This window comes from Streptomyces sp. MUM 203J (assembly GCF_022414595.1).
GTDB lineage: Bacteria > Actinomycetota > Actinomycetes > Streptomycetales > Streptomycetaceae > Streptomyces.
Window position 1 is genome coordinate 1 of the sequence record NZ_JADWYO010000042.1, and the last position, 18,912, is coordinate 18,912.

The following is an 18,912-nucleotide window of genomic DNA, read 5'->3' on the forward strand; positions in this document are numbered from 1 at the left end:
CCCCGCACCCGCACCCGCACCCGCACCCGCACCGGCGCCCGCCGCACGGGCGCCCCGGGCCGGGCGGGCGGGGGCGGGCGGAAGCTGGCCCTTGAGGGGGCCCCACTCGTTGGGATCGGGCACACCGGGCGGCAGCATCTGGCGCCGCCTGGGCCCGCCGTGCTCGGGCTCCCCCGGCTCCTTCGCACCCGGCCACGCCTTGGCCACCCGCGCGGCCAGCACGAAGTCCTTGCGCAGGGGGTGTCCTTCGAAGGTCTCGGGAAGCAACAGGTGCGCGGGGTTCGGGTGGCCCTCGAAGGTCACGCCGAACATCTCGTGGGTCTCGCGCTCGTGCCAGGCGGCGCCCGCGTACACCTCCACGGCCGTGGGGAGTGCGGGGGCGGCGTGCGGGACCGTCGTACGGAGCAGCAGCCGCCGCACCCGGCGGCCCTCCAGGGCCACGACGTGGGCGCAGACCCGGAAGCCGGTCTCCGGCTCGTCGACCGCGCTCAGCCAGTCGAAGTAGGTGCAGCCCAGCTTGTCGCGGGCGATCTCGAGCGCGGAGATCCAGGCGCCGGCCGGGACGTCCACGGTCAGCAGGTCGTAGGTGCGCCCGGCGGTGGCCTCCGCACCGAAGATCTCGGTGACCGCTTCGGGGAGGGTGTCGTAGGGGTGCGTGTTCATACCCGGTCGCCTCCCTGGGGCGGGGTCTCCTCCGAGGCGGCGGCCGCGGGCGGCGGCGTCACCAGGCCGCTCCGCAGGGCGGCGGGCGAGGGCCGTGCGGCGCCCTCCTGCCCGTACCGCTGGTGCAGCGACTCGCGGGCGATCTTCTCCTGGAGCTTCAGGATGCCCTGGAGCAGCGCCTCGGGCCGGGGCGGGCACCCCGGCACGTACACGTCGACGGGGATGATCTGGTCGACGCCCTTGGTGACGGAGTACGAGTCCCAGTACGGCCCGCCGCAGTTCGAGCAGGCGCCGAAGGAGATGACGTACTTGGGCTCCGGCATCTGCTCGTACAGCCGCTTCACCGCGGGTGCCATCTTGTCGGTGACCGTGCCGGAGACCACCATCAGGTCGGCCTGGCGCGGCCCGGGCGCGAAGGGGATCACGCCCAGCCGGATGAAGTCGTGCCGGGCCATCGACGCGGCGATGAACTCGATGGCGCAGCAGGCCAGCCCGAAGTTGAAGACCCACAGGCTGTAGCGGCGTCCCCAGTTGAGGATCACCTTCATCGGCTCGGGCGCCAGCCGCGACAGCACGCCCAGCTTCTTCGGCTCGGGCAGCAGCACCGGTTCGGTCCCGGGGGCGGAGGGCCCGGAGGCGGAGGGGGTCACGTCCATGTCAGGACGCCCTTCTTGTACGCGTACAGCAGACCGACGGCCAGGAAGCCGAGGAAGATGAACATCTCGACGAGCGTGGTCGCGCCGTACCCGGCGACGGCGAACACCGTCGCCCAGGGGAACAGGAAGATCGAGTCGACCGCGAAGATCACGTACAGGAACGCGTAGACGTAGTAGCGGACCTGGGTGTGGGCCCAGCCCTCCCCGACCGGGTCGACGCCGCACTCGTACGTGAGCATCTTCTCCCGCGTGGGCACGACGGGGCGCAGCAGCCGTCCGGCCGCGAAGGCGACGGCGACGAAGAGCACGCCGATGACGGCGAGGAGTCCGACGACCGAGTAGCTCTGGAAGTAGTCGGCCGCGAGCACAGCGTGTTCCGCGCGTTCCGGCACGTCCCATTCCTCTCTTCCCTGCTGCCGCTGTCCGGAGGGAGTCTAGGCCCTGGGAAAGCGCTCGTGACCAGCCGTGTCACCGACCGGAAACCGGGTGGCCCGGCCCGCCGCGTGAAATAGATCAAGAGCGGGTACTCGGCTCCGGGGTGGCCGGAGAAGGTCCCGGCAGTCCCGGGAGTGCCGTTCCGGCCGGATGACGGGGGTGGAGAAGCATGATGTTTCAGGACAAAGGGCCGTCTCAGACAGACGTCCAGCATATGAGTCACTTAAGGAAGGGGACCCTTACCGACGTAGGGTGGGCCTTGGGGCGACCGGTCGTCCGGCCGTCTTCCGAGGTTTCTCCCGCCGGCGGCGGAGAGACCCCTTGTCTCAAGGGAGGTCCAGTTCAGTGACCAGCCAGGTCAGTAGCCCGGCCGAGCAGACAGGTGAGAGCGAGTCGACGACGGCCGAGGAGGCAGCCGGCGCCGTCGGGGAGCAGCGCGCCGCGCCCGCGCCCCCGGACGACACGTCCGAGACCGCGTCCGGCATCGCCTCCGACAAGAAGAAAATCCGCCACCTCGACCGCGTGATCATCCGTTTCGCGGGCGACTCGGGTGACGGTATGCAGCTCACAGGTGACCGTTTCACCTCCGAGACGGCGTCCTTCGGCAACGACCTGTCGACGCTGCCGAACTTCCCTGCCGAGATCCGGGCCCCCGCCGGCACCCTCCCCGGCGTGTCGTCGTTCCAGCTGCACTTCGCGGACCACGACATCCTCACTCCGGGCGACGCTCCGAACGTGCTGGTCGCGATGAACCCGGCGGCCCTGAAGGCGAACGTCGGTGATGTTCCGCGCGGGGGCGAGATCATCGTCAACACGGACGAGTTCGCCAAGCGGGCGATGGCGAAGGTCGGCTACGCCACGGATCCGCTGGAGGACGGCTCGCTGGACGCCTACCGCGTCCACCGGGTGCCGCTGACGACGCTGACGATCGAGGCGCTGAAGGAGTTCGGCCTGTCCCGCAAGGAGGCCGAGCGCAGCAAGAACATGTTCGCGCTGGGCCTGCTCAGCTGGATGTACCACCGGCCGACCGAGGGCACCGAGCGGTTCCTGCGGCAGAAGTTCGCGAAGAAGCCGCAGATCGCCGAAGCGAACGTGGCGGCGTTCCGGGCGGGCTGGAACTTCGGGGAGACGACGGAGGACTTCGCCGTCAGTTACGAGGTGGCCCCGGCGACCTCCGCGTTCCCGGCCGGTACGTACCGCAACATCTCCGGCAACCTGGCCCTGTCCTACGGGCTGATCGCCGCGTCCCGCCAGGCGGACCTGCCGCTGTTCCTCGGCTCGTATCCGATCACCCCGGCCTCCGACATCCTGCACGAGCTGAGCAGGCACAAGAACTTCGGGGTGCGGACCTTCCAGGCGGAGGACGAGATCGCCGGGATCGGTGCCGCCCTGGGCGCGGCCTTCGGCGGTTCGCTGGCCGTGACCACGACCTCCGGGCCGGGCGTGGCGCTCAAGAGCGAGACGATCGGGCTCGCCGTGTCCCTGGAGCTGCCGCTGCTGATCGTGGACATCCAGCGCGGAGGGCCGTCGACCGGCCTTCCGACCAAGACCGAGCAGGCCGACCTGCTCCAGGCGATGTACGGCAGGAACGGCGAGGCCCCGGTGCCGATCGTGGCACCGAAGACCCCCGCGGACTGCTTCGACGCGGCCCTGGAGGCGGCACGGATTGCGCTCACCCACCGGACGCCGGTGTTCCTCCTGTCGGACGGCTATCTGGCGAACGGCTCCGAGCCGTGGCGCATCCCGGACCTGGAGGAGCTGCCGGACCTGTCGGTCACCTTCGCGACCGGCCCGAACCACACCCTCGATGACGGCACCGAGGTCTTCTGGCCGTACAAGCGCGACCCGGAGACTCTGGCCCGCCCGTGGGCGCTGCCCGGCACTCCGGGGCTCGAACACCGGATCGGCGGCATCGAGAAGCAGGACGGCACGGGCAACATCTCCTACGACCCGGCCAACCACGACCTGATGGTCCGCACCCGGCAGGCCAAGGTCGACGGTGTCACGGTGCCGGAGCTTCAGGTCGACCACGAGGACGGGGCGAGCACCCTGGTCCTGGGCTGGGGCTCCACGTACGGGCCGATCACCGCCGCCGTGCGCCGGCTGCGCCGCGCGGGCGAGAGGATCGCGCAGGCGCACCTGCGCCACCTCAACCCGTTCCCCGCGAATCTCGGCGAGGTCCTGGGACGGTACGAGAAGGTCGTCGTGCCCGAGATGAACATGGGCCAGCTCGCCACGCTCATCCGCGCCCGCTACCTGGTCGACGCACACAGCCACACCCAGATCAACGGCATGCCGTTCAAGGCGGAGCAGCTGGCAGCGGCCCTGAAGGAGACCATCGATGCGCGGTGACGCCCTGACCCTGGTGCCCAAGGCCGAGGGCAAGCAGTCCATGAAGGACTTCAAGTCCGACCAGGAGGTGCGCTGGTGCCCCGGCTGCGGCGACTACGCGGTCCTCGCCGCCGTCCAGGGCTTCATGCCCGAGCTGGGCCTGGCGAAGGAGAACATCGTCTTCGTCTCCGGCATCGGCTGCTCCTCCCGCTTCCCGTACTACATGAACACCTACGGGATGCACTCCATCCACGGCCGTGCCCCGGCCATCGCGACCGGCCTGGCCGCCTCGCGCCGCGATCTGTCGGTGTGGGTGGTCACCGGTGACGGCGACGCGCTGTCCATCGGCGGCAACCACCTCGTCCACGCACTGCGACGCAACGTCAACCTCAAGATCCTTCTGTTCAACAACCGGATCTACGGGCTGACCAAGGGCCAGTACTCCCCGACCTCCGAGGTCGGCAAGGTCACCAAGTCGACGCCGATGGGCTCGCTGGACGCCCCCTTCAACCCGGTCTCGCTCGCGCTGGGCGCGGAGGCGACGTTCGTCGCGCGGACCGTGGACTCGGACCGCAAGCACCTCACCGAGGTGCTGAGGCAGGCCGCCGACCACCCGGGCACCGCGCTGGTGGAGATCTACCAGAACTGCAACATCTTCAACGACGGCGCCTTCGAGGTCCTCAAGGACAGGGAGCAGGCCGAGCAGGCGGTCATCCGGCTGGAGCACGGGCAGCCGGTCCGCTTCGGCGTCGGCGGCGCCAAGGGAGTCGTGCGGGACCAGGCGACGGGCGACCTGAAGGTCGTCGACGTCACGCCCGAGAACGAGGCCCGGGTGCTGGTGCACGACGCGCACGCCGCGTCCCCGACCAACGCCTTCGCACTGTCGCGGCTCGCGGACCCGGACACGCTGCACCAGACGCCGATCGGTGTCTTCCGGAGCGTCGAGCGGCCCGTGTACGACACGATGATGGCCGAGCAGCTCGACATGGCCGTCGAACAGCGCGGCAAGGGCGACCTGGCGGCGCTGCTGGCGGGCGGCGACACGTGGACGGTCGTCGGCTGACGGTTCTCCCGGTGTGCGCGGGGCCCGGTTCTCTCAGGAGGACCGGGCCCCGTCGTATGCGCGGCGCGCCTCCTGCACCGCGTCCAGGCGGCGCTCGGACCAGCGGGCCAGGGCCCAGACCTGTTCCGCGGCCTCGCGGCCGAGGCCCGTGAGCGAGTAGTCGACGCGGGGCGGGATCACGGGGTGGGCGTCACGGTGGACGAAGCCGTCGCGCTCCAGGGTCCGGAGGGTCTGGGCCAGCATCTTCTCGCTGACCCCGCCGATGGTGCGGCGCAGCTCGCTGAAGCGGTGGGTGCGCTCCCGCAGCGCGGCGAGGACGAGGACACCCCAGCGGCTGGTGACGTGCTCCAGAACGAGGCGGGAGGGGCACCCGGTGGCGTTGACATCGGGCCGGACCGAGGCGGTGGCACTTACCGACATACCAGTACCTTACTTCAAAGTGGGTACTTACCAATAGTTAGCGCTGTGCTTAGCGTGGGTGTCACCCGGCAGAACCCCGTCCGGGCGAACGCCTGTCCCGGCAGACCCCCGTCCCGGCGGATCACCCACACACTGGAGAACCCATGAGCATCGTCGTCACCGGAGCCACCGGCCGCCTCGGCCGCCTCGTCATCGACACCCTGCTGGCCGGCGGCACTCCGCCCGCGGCCGTCGCCGCCGTCGTCCGCGACAAGGCCAGGGCCGCGGACCTCGCGGAGCGCGGGATCGAGCTGCGCGTGGCCGACTACAGCCGGCCGGAGACCCTGGCCGACGCCTTCGCCGCGGGCGACAGGGTGCTGCTGGTCTCGGGCAGCGAGGTCGGCCGACGGGTGCCGCAGCACCAGGCCGTGATCGCGGCGGCGAAGGCCGCGGGCGTCGCCCAGCTCGCCTACACGAGCATCCTCGGCGGCCCCGAGGCCGACTTCGACCTGGCAGCCGAGCACCAGGAGACGGAGCGGGCGATCCTCGCCTCGGGCCTGCCCTACACGCTGCTGCGCAACGGCTGGTACACGGAGAACTACACCGAGAACCTGGCACCGGTGCTGGCGCACGGCACGGTCGTCGGCAGCGCGGGAGAGGGCCGGGTCGCCTCCGCCGCCCGCGCCGACTACGCCGCCGCGGCGGCCGCCGTACTGACCCGGGACGGGCACCTCGGGAAGACGTACGAGCTGAGCGGCGACACCGCATGGTCGTTCGCGGAGTACGCGGCCGAGCTGGCCCGGCAGACCGGCGAGTCCATCACTTACGGCGAGGTTCCCGCCGAGAAGCACCTGGACATCCTCACCGGCGCGGGCGTGCCGGAGCCGTTCGCGGCGCTCCTCGTCGACGTCGACGCCGCCATCGCGCGCGGGCGGCTGGCCGCGACCGGCGGTGACCTGGCGCGACTCATCGGCCGCCCGACGACGCCGCTGGCGCAGAGCGTGACGGAGGCGCTGCGCGCGCGGTGACACCCCTTCGCCAGTCATGACCGTATGGCGATACGGGCATGACATCCCGCCCCGTGCGGCGCTACCTTCGTCCGAACAGGCGTGACGGGAAAGGCAGGTGCCGGGTGGCGGGCAGGGGCGGCGGCGAGGGCGGTCTGGCGACAGGGCCCGACGCGAGGCAGACGGGGCTCGACGCACAGCAGAGGCTCGACCGGAAGGCCGGGTTCCTGTACGGGATCGGGGCGTACGGCATGTGGGGCCTGGTCCCGCTGTACTGGCCCCTGCTGCAACCGGCGACCGCGGTGGAGATCCTCGCGCACCGGATGGTCTGGTCCCTCGCGGTCGTCGCGCTGGCCCTGCTGGCGCTGCGCCGCTGGGGGTGGATACCCGGGCTGCTGCGGCAGCCCCGCAAGCTCGGCATGATCACGGTCGCGGCGGCCGTGATCACCGTCAACTGGGGCCTCTACATCTGGTCCGTGAACGCGGGCCATGTCGTCGAGGCCTCGCTCGGCTACTTCATCAACCCACTGGTCACCATCGCCATGGGCGTCCTGCTCCTGAAGGAACGGCTGCGGCCCGCACAGTGGGCGGCGGTCGGGATCGGCCTCACGGCGGTGCTGGTGCTGGCCTTCGGGTACGGGCGCCCGCCGTGGATCTCGCTGGTGCTGGCGTTCTCCTTCGCGGTGTACGGGCTGGTGAAGAAGAAGGTGGACCTGGGCGGACTGGAGTCGCTGGCCGCCGAGACCGCGATCCAGTTCCTTCCCGCCCTGGCCTATCTGCTGTGGCTGGGGTCGAGCGGGTCGCTCGCGTTCGGCGCGCACGGGGCGGAGCACATGGCGCTGCTGGCGTCGGCGGGCCTGGTCACGGCCCTGCCGCTGGTGTGCTTCGGGGCGGCGGCGATCCGGGTACCGCTGTCGACGCTCGGGCTGCTGCAGTACCTGGCGCCGGTGTTCCAGTTCCTGCTGGGTGTCGTGTACTTCCGTGAGGCGATGCCGCCGGAGCGGTGGGCGGGCTTCGGGCTCGTGTGGCTGGCGCTGACCGTCCTGACCTGGGACGCGTTGCGGACGGCACGGCGGACCCGGGCCCAGGCACTGCGGCTGGCGGCGGAGGCCGCCGCCTCCGGCCGTGAGGCTCCGTCAGAGCGGGTTCCCGCCACGGCGGCGGAGCGTCACTGACGGGTCCCCCCGGGAAGCAGTGCCGCCTCCACCCGGTCCATGACCGCGCGCCAGTGGTCGCGGCGCCGCTCACGCTCCTCGGCGCTCGCGAGGTGCTCCTGGTGGAAGCGGAGGACCGCCCTGCCGGGGTCGGCGGCCGGGGAGACGGCGACCTGGACGGTCGTGTCGCCGTACGTGAGCCGGACACGGTCGCCGGGCCGATGGCTGCGGATCTCGCCGCGGACCCCGTCGGCCGTCTCGTACGACGCGCCCCGCTCGACCGGGAGGGGCCGGTCGGTGCCGAGCCAGAGGGCGGTGCCTTCAGGCCCGGCGACGAACGCCCATACGGCGCCGACGGGGAGCGGCAGGGTCCGCGAGACACCGATCTGCCACCCGGCGTCCCTGGTCAGTCCGGTGGGCATCAGACCCCCTCCTCCTTCATGTCCGTACGAGCCCGGTGGGTCCGCACCTTGTGCCGGTTGCCGCACCGCTCCATCGCGCACCAGCGGCGGCGGCCCGGGCGGGACGTGTCGACGAACAGCAGGTAGCAGTCGTGGGCGCCGCACTCGCGGACGCGATGCGCGTACGGGCCGGTGAACAGGTCCACGGCGTCACGCGCGACCGTCGAGACGAGCTGGGCGACGGTGGCCCCGGGCGCCCACTCCCGGTGCCCGCCGGGAGTCATGCGCACAGCCAGGGGCGGCGCGTCGGCCGCCGCGTTCACCACCGCCACCTGGGCGGGGTCCAGGGGCCTGGCGTGCGCCCGCGCCGCGGCCATCCCGTGCAGCGCGTCGCGCAGTTCCCGTACGGGGGCGAGGCCCGCCTGACCGACGGTGAGCCGCAGCCCGGGGTCGAGGCGGCTGGCGGCCACCCAGGCTTGCAGCCCGGCCGCCTCGTCGAGCACCTCGTACCGGGCCAGGAGGCCGGGGCCGCCCGTGGTGAGCAGCTCCAGGCACAGGGCGCCCGGGTCGAAGCGGTAGGTACGGCCTTCCGGCGTGCTCAGGGTCAGACCTGTTGCGGGCTCGGTCATGTAACCAATATAAACAGTTACATGACCGCACTCCACTGGAAGCTTGTGCTCGACGCGAACGATCCGCACGCCCAGGCGGCCTTCTGGGCGTCGGCGCTGGGCTATGAGGCCGAGGACAACAGCGCGCTCGTCGAGCGACTGCTGGCACACGGGCACGTGAAGCCCGACCAGACCGTTCAGACCTCGCGGGGGCCCGCGTTCCGGGACCTGGCCGCCGTCCGGCACCCGGATGACCCGTACGACCCGGAGACCGGCACGGGCCACGGCCGACGGCTGCTGTTCCAGCGCGTCCCCGAGCCCGGGACCGGCAAGAACCGCCTGCACCTGGACATCCACGCCACCCCCGACCGCGACCGGGACGCCGAGGTCGCGCGGCTGGAGGGCCTGGGCGCGACGGTGCTCCGGCAGGTGAAGGGGCCCGGGGGCGCGTGGGCCGTCATGGCCGACCCGGAGGGCAACGAGTACTGCGTGCACTGAGCGCCGGGGACCACCGCCCGTGACACCCGGGCCCCGGACCGACGCACTCACCGCCACGCCCCTCCTCCGGCCGCCCGGGCGCCGCCCGGCCGGTCCGCGCGTCAGGCTCCGCCTCGTCCGCCCCGGTGCCCTTCAGCTGCTGCCACAGCGCGAACCCTCCGGTCATCGCCGCCAGCACATGCGGGGCGAAGGCGATCAGACGGTCCAGCAGCCGCGGAAGGCGCCGTGGACCCCGCCCGGGACGAGTTCGGCCATGCCCTCCCGGCCCGGCGTCCGCATGGCCGCCGGCCTGCCCGCTCAGCCGACCGAGGCGAAGCCGCAGGACCCCGGTTCGCTATCCGAACACGGCTGTCCGGTTTTTACTCTTGACGGTTCATCAGGACGTCACTGAACATTCAGCACGCGCACCAACAACAGCTCCAACGCCCCGCTCCACCGCCGAAGCGGGGCGCTCGCACGTTCCGTCCCAATCCCCGTACGGAATCGGAGCCCCCCACATGAGGATCCTCGCGTTCCCCATATCCCCCAGACGCCGGTCCGCCACCGCCGCGGCCGTCGTCGTCGCCGTAGGCTCGCTGCTCGGCAGCACGGCCCCCGCCGTCAGTGCGGCACCCGCCGCGGGCACCGTCGCGGCGCCCGACATCCCGCTCGCCAACGTCAAGGCGCATCTCAACCAGCTGCAGTCCATCGCCAACGCCAACGGCGGCAACCGCGCCCACGGCCGGTCCGGTTACCGGGCCTCGCTCGACTACGTGAAGGGCAAGCTGGACGCCGCCGGGTACACCACCCGCATCCAGCAGTTCACCAGCAGCGGTTCCACCGGCTACAACCTGATCGCCGACTGGCCCGGCGGCGACTCCGACCAGGTGCTGATGGCCGGGGCTCACCTGGACTCGGTCTCGTCCGGCGCCGGGATCAACGACAACGGGTCCGGCTCGGCGGCCGTGCTCGAAACCGCGCTGGCCGTCGCCCGCGCCGACCTCAAGCCCGACAAGCACCTGCGGTTCGCCTGGTGGGGCGCCGAGGAACTCGGACTGGTCGGGTCCCGCTACTACGTCGCCAACCTGTCGGGCGCCGAGCGCGCCAAGGTCTCCGGGTACCTCAACCTCGACATGGTCGGGTCGCCCAACGCCGGGTACTTCGTCTACGACGACGACCCGACCCTGGAGAAGACGTTCAAGGACTACTTCGCCGGGCTCGGTGTTCCCACCGAGATCGAAACCGAAGGAGACGGGCGCTCCGACCACGCCTCGTTCAAGAACGTCGGCATCCCCGTCGGCGGGCTCTTCACCGGCGCCGGGCGTACGAAGACCACCGCCCAGGCCCGGAAGTGGGGCGGCACGGCCGGGCAGTCCTTCGACCGCTGCTACCACTCGTCCTGCGACACCACGTCCAACATCAACGACACCGCGCTCGACCGGAACAGCGACGCCCTCGCGTACGCCGTCTGGGAGCTGTCCTCCGGGGACACCACGGAGCCGCCCACCGGCGACACCTACGAGAACACCGACGACGTCTCCGTCCCGGACAACGGCGCCGCCGTCCACTCCGACATCACCGTATCCGGGCGTTCCGGCAACGCCCCGTCCGCCCTCCGGGTCGGCGTGGACATCGTCCACACCTGGCGCGGCGACCTGGTCGTCGACCTGGTCGGCCCGAGCGGCCGTACGTACCGGCTCAAGAACGCCAGCGGCGGCGACTCCGCGGACAACGTCCGCGAGACGTACACCGTCGACGCGTCCGGCGAGACCGCAAACGGCACCTGGCGGCTCCGCGTCCAGGACACCGCCCGCTACGACACCGGGTACATCAACAGCTTCAAGCTGACCTTCTGAGCGTCCCGGGCCCGCGTGGGCCGGTGGGGCCGCGCCCTGACGGGGCGCGGCCCCCTCGCTCCTACTTCGCGGCCCTGTCCGCCGCGTCCATCAGTGCCTTCTCGGTGACCGCGCCGACGTAGACCCTGCCGTCGTCCGTCATCAGGGCGTTCACCAGCCGGGTCTTGAAGACCGTGCCCGAGCCGAACCCGCCGCTCACCTTGTCGCCCAGGGCGCCGAGGAACTGCTCGGCCTCCGGCGGGATTCCACCGTCGGACTCCCCGGCGGCCGGGCCGCCGCCCGGCAGTTCGAGGACGGCCGTCCAGCCCTCGCCGATGACGTTCGGGCCGGGGAAGTCCTCCCCGGACCTGATGTCCTCCAGGTTCCCGGCGTCGAACTTCTTCTCCAGGTCCTTGACGTCCTCGTCGGTGAACTCCTCGTCCGCCTCCGTCACCTTCGCGCCCTTCGGCGGGGTGAAGGTGAAGTTCTCCGCCGCCGGCTTCGCGAAGTCGACCTTCGTGAAGCCCGCGTCCACCGCTGCCTTGCCGCCGCTGCTCGGGGTGAGGGTGAACTTCAGCGGAACGCCGTTCTCCGCGTCCACCGCGACCTTGACCGAGCCGATCGTCGAGCCGCTCTGCTTCGGCTTGATGACCAGCTGGTACGCGTCCCGGCCGGCGATCCGGGCGGTGCCGTCGACGGTCACCGACGTCGACGTGTCGTCGGCCAGCTCCAGCGCCTGCTCGGCCAGCTCCCCGGGGGTGACCGGGGGCGCGTCAGCGCCGCCCTCCGGCGCCTCGTAGTCCTCGTCCTTCGCGTGCAGGACCTCGTTGGAGCCGCTGTCGTACGTCCAGGTCTCGCCGCCGTTGCGGACGACCGTGTACTCCTGCTCTCCGTCCTGCACCGTCAGCCGCGCCCTGTCCGGACCGTCGGCCGCGACCCGCAGGGTGTGTGTGCCGGACGCCAGCTCCATGAGCTTCGCGTCCGCGTCCTTCGCCGCCCCGGCGTCGCCCATCAGGTCCCCGAGCCCGGCGATCGACGGGAGACCGAGGTCCGTGCTGACCTGGACCGTGCCGGACAGCCGCTCGGTGTCCGACGCGGCGATCTTCTCGATCAGCTCCTGTGCCGTGATGCCGGGCAGGTCGGGGTCACCGGCCGCGGCCAGCGCCGGGACCAGCCCGATGGTCGCCGCCGCCACTCCCGCCACCGCGACCGGGACCGCGTAACGCGCCGCCTTCCTACGCACGGGCGACGCCGTGGCCGTACCGGCGATGTCGTTCGCTTCCATCTGCGCTACCTCCGTGGTGTGGTGGTATCGATTCGACCAAAGCCACACCGCGGAAGCGTCAGTCCACGGGATCAACTCCCCGTACCTCTCAGGGATGACGCCCTCTCAGGGTCTCCCCCATGCGGCACGTCCCCGGGAACGGGTCAGCCCGCGGGTACGTCAGCCCGCCCGGTGCACCACCAGGTCGCACAGCTCCTCCAGCGCCGCCCGGGCGTATCCCTCCGGCAGCGGGGCCAGCATCGCCCGCGCCTCCTGCGCGTACCGCACCGTGTCCCTGCGGGCCAGCTCCAGCGCCGGGTGGGCGCGCAGCCGCCGCAGCACCTCGGCGTGCCGGGCGTCGTCCGAGAGATCGCCCTCCAGCAGCTCCACCAGCTCCCGGTCCTCGGGCCGCCCGTGCTGCTCGGCCCGGGCCCGCAGATGGAGCACCGGCAGGGTGGCGATGCCCTCGCGCAGGTCGGTGCCGGGCGTCTTGCCCGACTCGTGGGAGTCCGAGGCGATGTCCAGCACGTCGTCGGCCAGCTGGAACGCCACGCCCAGCCGTTCACCGTACTGCGTGAGGACGTCCACGGACCGCTCGTCGGCGCCTGCCATCATCGCGCCGAAGCGGCCCGACACGGCGATCAGCGAGCCGGTCTTGCCCGCGATCACGTCCAGGTAGTGGGCGACCGGGTCGTCCCCGTCGCGCGGGCCGGCTGTCTCCAGGATCTGCCCGGTCACCAGCCGCTCGAACGCCTCCGCCTGGACGCGGACCGCCTCCGGTCCGAGATCCGCCAGTATGTGGGAGGCACGCGAGAAGAGGTAGTCACCCGTCAGGACGGCGACGGAGTTGTCCCAGCGGGCGTTCGCGCTGGGCACCCCGCGCCGGACGACCGCCTCGTCCATGACGTCGTCGTGGTACAGCGTCGCCAGGTGCGTCAGCTCGACCACCACGGCCGAGGGCACGATCCCCGGCGCGTCCGGGTCCCCGAACTGCGCCGCGAGCATCACCAGCAGCGGCCGGAACCGTTTGCCGCCCGCCAGTACCAGGTGCTGCGCCGCCTCCGTGATGAAGGGCACGTCGCTCTTGGTGGCATCGAGGAGCCCGGCCTCGACCGCCGCCAATCCGGTCTGGACATCGGCTTCGAGAGCCTGGTCCCGCACGCTCAGCCCGAAGGGCCCGACTGCGGTCACGAGGGGGTCTCCTGTCTGCTGACGATCACACGTTCACCGTTCGCACGGATTGTCGATGTGTCGCTGGATTCACTCACGTCAGCGTATCCGGTCCCGTTCGGATCGCCGTGGGCACCTTCCCGCCACCCCCGGTATGTTCGTGATCAGTGTATTGACACGGAATAGTCTGATTTGAGGGTATCGCCGCGCCCACCCCGGCTGGCCGGGAATCACCTGCCTCCGGGAGGGTACGGAAGTGGAGGTTCCGCCCATGCGCGACGCTCTGCCCGAGGGGCGCGCCACACACGACACGCGCGATGTCCTCGTCCCGCTCCCCGACGGCACGTCCCTCTACGCACGCGTTTGGCGGCCACGGACGGACGAGCCCGTCCCCGCGCTGCTGGAGTACGACCCGGGGCGGCTCACCGACGGCACGGCGCCGCGCGACGCCCAGCGCCACCCCTGGTACGCGGACCGCGGCTACGCCTCGGTACGGGTCGACGTCCGCGGCCACGGCAACAGCGGGGGCCGGCCCCGGCCGGAAGGCGACGTCGCGGACGCGGCGGCCGTCGTCGCCTGGCTCGCCCGGCAGGAGTGGTGCACCGGACGGGTCGGAGCCGTGGGGCTGGGCCCGGGCGCGGACCTCGCCCTGCGGCTCGCCGCCCTGCCCCCGGGGACCGCGCCGGGGCTCGGCGCCGTGGTGGCCGTCTCCGGCTCGGACGGGCACGGATCCGGCGGCTTCGGTCCGCCCGTCACCGCCGTCGCCGAGCGGCTGGCGCGGGTGGCCCGGCCGCCGGACCCGCGGTACGTCGGGGAGGGCTGGCGCGCGATGTGGGCCGGGCGGCTGGAGGGGCTCGCGGACGACGGGCCGCCCGGGCCCGAGCCACTCGCGTACGAGGACGTCCGGGTTCCCGTGCTCGCGGCCGGCGGCTGGTACGACCCGGAGCGGGACACCGTTCTGCGCCTGGTCGGGCACCTTCCACGCGGCCTGGTCCGCGGGATCCTCGGGCCCTGGCCGCGCTGCTACCCGGACCGGGACGTGCCGCCGGGCCCCGCGATCGGGTTCCTGCAGGAGACGCTGCGCTGGTGGGACCACCACCTGAAGGGTGCGGGGAACGGGGCCATGGACGAGCCCCTGCTGCGGTCCTGGACCCGGGGATGGCGCGGCGACGACGCGTGGCCGCCCCCGCATGTCGCGCCCGTCACGTACCGCCTGGAGGGCGCCCCCGTTCCCGTGTCCTCCCCGCTCCACACGGGGCTCGACGGCGGGCGGCCCGTGCCGGCCGGCGGGGACGCGGACCTGCCGCCCGACCAGCGCGCGGAGGACGCCCGGTCGGTGTGCTTCGACGTGCCCGTCCCGGCGGACGGCCCGCCCGTCGAGATCCTCGGGCGGCCGGCCGCCCGGCTCGCGGTGCGGGCGGACGTCCCCGCCGTGCGGCTCACCGCCCGGCTCTGCGACGTCGCGCCCGACGGGACGTCCACGCTCGTCACCCGCGGCACCGCCACCCTCGCCCCTGGGACGCACGAGATCGAGCTGGGCGCCGCCGGGCACGCCTTCCCGCCCGGCCACCGGGTCCGGCTCGCCGTCTCCTCCGCGTACTGGCCCCGGCTCTGGCCGCTCCCGGACGCGGGCCGGGGCTGCACGCTCGACCCGGCGGACAGCTCCCTGCGCCTTCCCGTGCGCGCCCCCGCGCCCCATGACGCCGCGGTCGGCTTCCCCGGGCCCGAGCAGGCCCCTCCGCTCGGCGTCGCGGTGCCCGCCATGCTGGACGGCGGCCGGCCGCCCCTTCTCGTCGTACGGGACGTCGCGCGCGAGGCCTGGCGGATGGAGACCGACCCGTGCGCAGGCGAGCACGGCAGCCTCCGGACGTACCCGGACGGCCTGGAACTGACCGAGCGCGCCCTGGAGACGTACGAGATCGACAGTTCCGGGCCGTCCTCCGCCCGCGTGCGCACCGAGTGGCACGTACGGCTGCACCGGCCGGACCTCGACCCGCCCTGGAACGCGACGGTCGACGTCCGCTCCGAGATCGTCCCCGACGGCGCCGGGCTGCTCGCCCGGACCGAGCTGGTCTGCGTCGACAGGGCCGTGGAAGGTGACGAGGTCCTCTTCCACCACACCTGGGAGAAGCACCTGCCCCGGCCGTAACGTGTCCCCCACACACGTGGAAAGCGAGGCAAGCACCGATGCCCGAGCAGCCCGAGCAGCCCGTACAGGGGCCGCGTAGCCCGCTCGACCTGGACGAGGGCGACCCCTTCGGCCCGCACAACCTCCCGTACGGCGTGTTCTCCACCGCCGACGAGCCCGGCCACCGCCGGGTCGGCGTCCGGATCGGCGGCCATGTACTGGACGCGGGCGCCGCAGCCCACGCCCTGGGCTCCCCGTACGCCGCTCTGCTCGCCCGGCCGAGCCTGAACCCGCTGATGGCGGCGGGACGCACGGCCTGGCGGGACGTGCGCCGGGCGCTCACCGACTGGGTGACCTCCCCCGCGCACCGCGCCGCCGTGGAGCCCCTGCTGCACCCGCTGGAGGGGGCCGGCGCGGTCACGCTGCACCTTCCGTACGAGGTGGCCGACTACGTCGACTTCTACGCGAGCGAGCACCACGCTTCCAACGTGGGACGGATGTTCCGCCCGGACGGCGAGCCGCTGACACCCAACTGGAAGCACCTGCCGATCGGTTACCACGGCCGCTCGGGCACCGTCGTGGTGTCCGGAACGGACGTCGTACGGCCCTCCGGGCAGCGCAAGGCCCCGTCGGACGCGGCGCCCGTCTTCGGGCCCTCGGTGAAGCTGGACATCGAGGCGGAGGTCGGGTTCGTCGTCGGCACGCCCTCGGAGCTGGGCCGGCCGGTGCCGCTGGGCGGGTTCGACGACCACGTCTTCGGACTGTCGCTGCTCAACGACTGGTCGGCGCGGGACATCCAGGCCTGGGAGTACGTGCCGCTGGGCCCGTTCCTCGGCAAGTCGTTCGCCACCTCGGTGTCGGCGTGGGTGACGCCCCTGGAGGCCCTGGACGCGGCCCGGGTGGCGCCGCCGGCGCGGGACCTCCCGCTGCTGCCGTACCTGGACGACGCGGGCGAGGAGCGGCCCGGCGGGTTCGAACTGCACATCACGGTACGGATCAACGGCGACGTGGTGGCCGAACCGCCGTTCGCGACGATGTACTGGACGGCGGCGCAGCAGCTCGCGCACATGACGGTCAACGGCGCGTCGCTGCGTACGGGCGACCTGTACGGGTCCGGAACGGTGAGCGGGCCGGAGACGCATCAGCGGGGCTCGCTGCTGGAGCTGACGTGGAACGGGCGGGACGCGCTGGAACTGCCCGGCGGGAAGCGGACGTTCCTGGAGGACGGCGACGAGGTGACGCTCACGGCGTGGGCGCCGGGCCCCGACGGGGTCCGGGTGGGCCTGGGCGAGGTCACGGGGCGAGTGGTGTCCGCCGCCTGAGGCGACCGGCGTCAGGCGGTGAGGTGAGCGGCCCGGCGTCCCCGGCTCAAGGGACGCCGGGCCTCGCGGCCCCACAGTCGGCCGCGCCCCGGGTTGGTCCGAGTGTTCCTCCAGGTGCCCGACCGCCGCTACGCGGCGCACCCCCCTTCCCGAACGGCGGGCGGCGCCCCCGGTCCGGGAAGGGACGGGCTTTCGGAACGATCAGCCGGCGCGCCACAGCGCCGGCACGTTCGGCGGCTCCCAGCCCTGCTGGGACGTGTGGCCCTGAAGGCAGACATGGCCGCGCCCGCCGTACGTGACCCGGTCACCGGCCCGGTACTCGGTGCCCACCGCCCACGTACCGCCCGGAGCCTGCGGGACGTCGAGGACGAAGTCGAACGCGGCGTACCGGACGCCGTCCGCGTCACGGACGGCCATCAGCAGCCGCGGGTCGAACAGCGCGTCTGTCGCGTTCCGCGGTTCGCCCGGGAAGTACAGCTGGGTCGTCAGGACGGGACGCCCCGGCGCCTGGACCTTCACATGCAGGTGCCGGGTACGGCCCGGGTACAGGCCCGGCACGATCGTGGTGAGCCGGAACGCTCCCCCGGCATCGGTGAACTGATGGCCGCGGTACCGGTACGTGACGTTGTCGTACGCCCCGTTCGCGTCGGCCTGCCAGAAGTCGAGCAGCACGGCCCCGACGCCGCGGCAGCCGAGCCCGAGCACCTGTCCCCGGACCTCCAGCCGGACGCCCTGGCCGCCCGGCTCCAGGAGAGAGCTGCGGCGCGGAGAACCGGGCTTGAAGTACGGGCCCTCCATCTGCGGCGGCGTCGGATCGTCGCCGTCGTCACAGGCGGGGGTGAGCTGCGGCGGGGCCTTCGGGGCGCCGTCGGCCGCGGCGGTACCGGCGAGCGCGGGGACGCCCATGAGCGCGGCGGGCGCGGCGAGCCCGGCTGCGAAGGCGGCACGTAGCACGGTCTTGCGGCTGGGGTGACGGGGTGCGTCGTGAGCGTCCATGCCTGGGGCTCCTCGTGGGGAGAGGGGGGCAGGGAGAACGGAACGCCCTCGAACCTACGCAGCGCCTCCGGGCCAGGCGATGGACATGACATGGCGGTCATGGTGATAACCCCGGAAGTCGCCCGGGCTCAGTCCGGTCTCGCGCCGGAAGAAGCGGCAGAAGTAGGCCGGGTCACCGAACCCGAGCCGCTCGCCCACCTGCCGTACGGTCAGGTCGGTCTTGGCCAGCAGCCGTTTGGCCTCCTGGGTGCGGGCCTCACGAACCAGCTCACCCGGAGTCCGGCCGGTCGCCGCCTTGACGGACTCGGTGAGATGGCCGGAGGTGACCCCGATCCGCCCGGCGCAGGCGCCCACCGACCACAGCTCGGGATCCCCCCGCCCGACGAGCCGCGCGAACTCCTCTGCCACCCATCCGGCGCGGCCCGCCCGGCCCGGCGGCCCCTGCCCCGGCGGCCCCGCGTCCGTCTCCGCCCCCAGCCGCGCCGCCCGCACCACCAGCACGTGCAGCAGCGCCCCCAGCACCGAAGCGAACCCCTCCGCGCCCTCCCGGTACTCCTCGTGCAGCTGCTCCACCAGTCCCGCGACCCCGTCCCGCACGGTCCCGGCCAGCGTCGGCCAGGGCCGCCCGCTCAGCCGGCGCAGCAGGTCCCGGTCCCCGGGGTGGTCCAGCAGGAAGTCCTCGGTGAACAGCACCACCGAGCCGTCCAGCCCCGTCACCCCCTCCCAGTGGTGCACCTGGCCCGGGGCGATGACTCCCAGGTGCGGCGGGCGCAGCTCGCACCGGGCGAGGTCCACGACATGGACGCCGCGCCCGGCGGTGACGTGCACGATCTCGTAGAACGTGTGCCGGTGCGGGAACGCGGCCCGGGACAGCGGGCCGATGCTGTCGAAGCTCCCGACGGCGAACGGCAGTACCTGGGGCTCCCGCACGTCCAGCCGGTGCATCGGCAGCGCTCCCTGTTCCGTACCGCACGGGTGCCCGCGTCGCATCGCCCCGCACCGC

The 18,912-nt window shown here is 72.7% G+C and carries 18 protein-coding genes; 8 read left to right on the forward strand and 10 right to left on the reverse strand.

The genetic code is table 11. From position 1 onward, the window contains the following. The 3 genes from I3F58_RS20190 to I3F58_RS20200 form a co-directional block, all read right to left on the reverse strand. The coding region (locus I3F58_RS20190) for an NADH-quinone oxidoreductase subunit C (RefSeq protein ID WP_240110058.1) at window positions 1–663 on the reverse strand (663 nt) is incomplete at its 3' end. After that, the gene (locus I3F58_RS20195) at window positions 660–1,319 is read right to left on the reverse strand and encodes an NADH-quinone oxidoreductase subunit B (protein ID WP_240110059.1); all 660 of its coding nucleotides are present in this window, start codon (window positions 1,317–1,319) and stop codon (window positions 660–662) included. The genes I3F58_RS20195 and I3F58_RS20190, both read right to left, overlap by 4 nt. Then, on the reverse strand, window positions 1,310–1,711 hold the full coding sequence (locus tag I3F58_RS20200) for an NADH-quinone oxidoreductase subunit A (RefSeq protein WP_240110060.1): 402 nt from the start codon (window positions 1,709–1,711) through the stop codon (window positions 1,310–1,312). The genes I3F58_RS20195 and I3F58_RS20200 overlap by 10 nt, the downstream gene beginning before the upstream one ends. Before the next feature lie 388 nt (window positions 1,712–2,099). Between I3F58_RS20200 and I3F58_RS20205 the strand changes: the two genes are divergently transcribed. Further along, complete coding sequence (locus I3F58_RS20205; protein ID WP_240110061.1) at window positions 2,100–4,106, forward strand: 2-oxoacid:acceptor oxidoreductase subunit alpha; 2,007 nt, start codon at window positions 2,100–2,102, stop codon at window positions 4,104–4,106. Then, the gene (locus I3F58_RS20210; protein WP_240110062.1) at window positions 4,096–5,148 is read left to right on the forward strand and encodes a 2-oxoacid:ferredoxin oxidoreductase subunit beta; all 1,053 of its coding nucleotides are present in this window, start codon (window positions 4,096–4,098) and stop codon (window positions 5,146–5,148) included. The genes I3F58_RS20205 and I3F58_RS20210 overlap by 11 nt, the downstream gene beginning before the upstream one ends. 33 nt (window positions 5,149–5,181) lie before the next feature. Here I3F58_RS20210 and I3F58_RS20215 read toward each other — a convergent pair whose 3' ends face one another. Further along, window positions 5,182–5,568: a helix-turn-helix domain-containing protein gene (locus I3F58_RS20215; protein WP_240110063.1), complete on the reverse strand. Its 387-nt coding sequence runs from the start codon at window positions 5,566–5,568 to the stop codon at window positions 5,182–5,184. Between the two features lie 143 nt (window positions 5,569–5,711). Here I3F58_RS20215 and I3F58_RS20220 point away from each other — a divergent pair, with 143 nt between their 5' ends. Then, on the forward strand, window positions 5,712–6,575 hold the full coding sequence (locus I3F58_RS20220; protein WP_240110064.1) for an NAD(P)H-binding protein: 864 nt from the start codon (window positions 5,712–5,714) through the stop codon (window positions 6,573–6,575). Window positions 6,576–6,805: 230 nt separating this feature from the next. Next, on the forward strand, window positions 6,806–7,729 hold the full coding sequence (rarD, locus tag I3F58_RS20225; RefSeq protein WP_240110096.1) for an EamA family transporter RarD: 924 nt from the start codon (window positions 6,806–6,808) through the stop codon (window positions 7,727–7,729). On the opposite strand, the gene I3F58_RS20230 is transcribed toward rarD, so the two are convergent. Both I3F58_RS20230 and I3F58_RS20235 read right to left on the reverse strand, forming a co-directional pair. Beyond that, window positions 7,723–8,130, reverse strand: a complete 408-nt coding sequence (locus tag I3F58_RS20230; protein WP_240110065.1) for an SRPBCC domain-containing protein — start codon at window positions 8,128–8,130, stop codon at window positions 7,723–7,725. The genes rarD and I3F58_RS20230 overlap by 7 nt on opposite strands. Beyond that, window positions 8,130–8,738 carry an ABATE domain-containing protein gene (locus I3F58_RS20235; protein ID WP_240110066.1) on the reverse strand — a complete coding sequence of 203 codons (609 nt, stop codon included), beginning with the start codon at window positions 8,736–8,738 and terminating at the stop codon, window positions 8,130–8,132. The genes I3F58_RS20230 and I3F58_RS20235 overlap by 1 nt, the downstream gene beginning before the upstream one ends. 21 nt (window positions 8,739–8,759) lie before the next feature. On the opposite strand from I3F58_RS20235, the gene I3F58_RS20240 reads away from it, so the two are divergent. Both I3F58_RS20240 and I3F58_RS20245 read left to right on the forward strand, forming a co-directional pair. After that, the gene (locus I3F58_RS20240; protein WP_240110067.1) at window positions 8,760–9,215 is read left to right on the forward strand and encodes a VOC family protein; all 456 of its coding nucleotides are present in this window, start codon (window positions 8,760–8,762) and stop codon (window positions 9,213–9,215) included. Between the two features lie 497 nt (window positions 9,216–9,712). Then, the gene (locus tag I3F58_RS20245) at window positions 9,713–11,050 is read left to right on the forward strand and encodes a M28 family metallopeptidase (RefSeq protein ID WP_240110068.1); all 1,338 of its coding nucleotides are present in this window, start codon (window positions 9,713–9,715) and stop codon (window positions 11,048–11,050) included. Between the two features lie 61 nt (window positions 11,051–11,111). Here the strand turns inward: I3F58_RS20245 and I3F58_RS20250 are convergent, their stop codons facing one another. Next, window positions 11,112–12,314, reverse strand: coding sequence for a sigma-E factor regulatory protein RseB domain-containing protein (locus I3F58_RS20250; RefSeq protein WP_240110069.1), 1,203 nt, complete (start codon window positions 12,312–12,314; stop codon window positions 11,112–11,114). Between the two features lie 159 nt (window positions 12,315–12,473). Further along, window positions 12,474–13,484, reverse strand: coding sequence for a polyprenyl synthetase family protein (locus I3F58_RS20255; protein ID WP_240110070.1), 1,011 nt, complete (start codon window positions 13,482–13,484; stop codon window positions 12,474–12,476). A gap of 250 nt (window positions 13,485–13,734) precedes the next feature. Here I3F58_RS20255 and I3F58_RS20260 point away from each other — a divergent pair, with 250 nt between their 5' ends. After that, entirely contained in the window at window positions 13,735–15,612 is a 1,878-nt protein-coding gene (locus tag I3F58_RS20260) for a CocE/NonD family hydrolase (RefSeq protein WP_240110071.1), read from the forward strand. A gap of 38 nt (window positions 15,613–15,650) precedes the next feature. After that, window positions 15,651–16,913: a fumarylacetoacetase gene (fahA, locus tag I3F58_RS20265; protein WP_240110072.1), complete on the forward strand. Its 1,263-nt coding sequence runs from the start codon at window positions 15,651–15,653 to the stop codon at window positions 16,911–16,913. Between the two features lie 201 nt (window positions 16,914–17,114). Here the strand turns inward: fahA and I3F58_RS20270 are convergent, their stop codons facing one another. After that, window positions 17,115–17,909 carry a carbohydrate-binding protein gene (locus I3F58_RS20270; RefSeq protein ID WP_240110073.1) on the reverse strand — a complete coding sequence of 265 codons (795 nt, stop codon included), beginning with the start codon at window positions 17,907–17,909 and terminating at the stop codon, window positions 17,115–17,117. Between the two features lie 54 nt (window positions 17,910–17,963). Next, complete coding sequence (locus tag I3F58_RS20275; RefSeq protein WP_308355044.1) at window positions 17,964–18,854, reverse strand: AraC family transcriptional regulator; 891 nt, start codon at window positions 18,852–18,854, stop codon at window positions 17,964–17,966. Window positions 18,855–18,912: the final 58 nt, after the last annotated feature.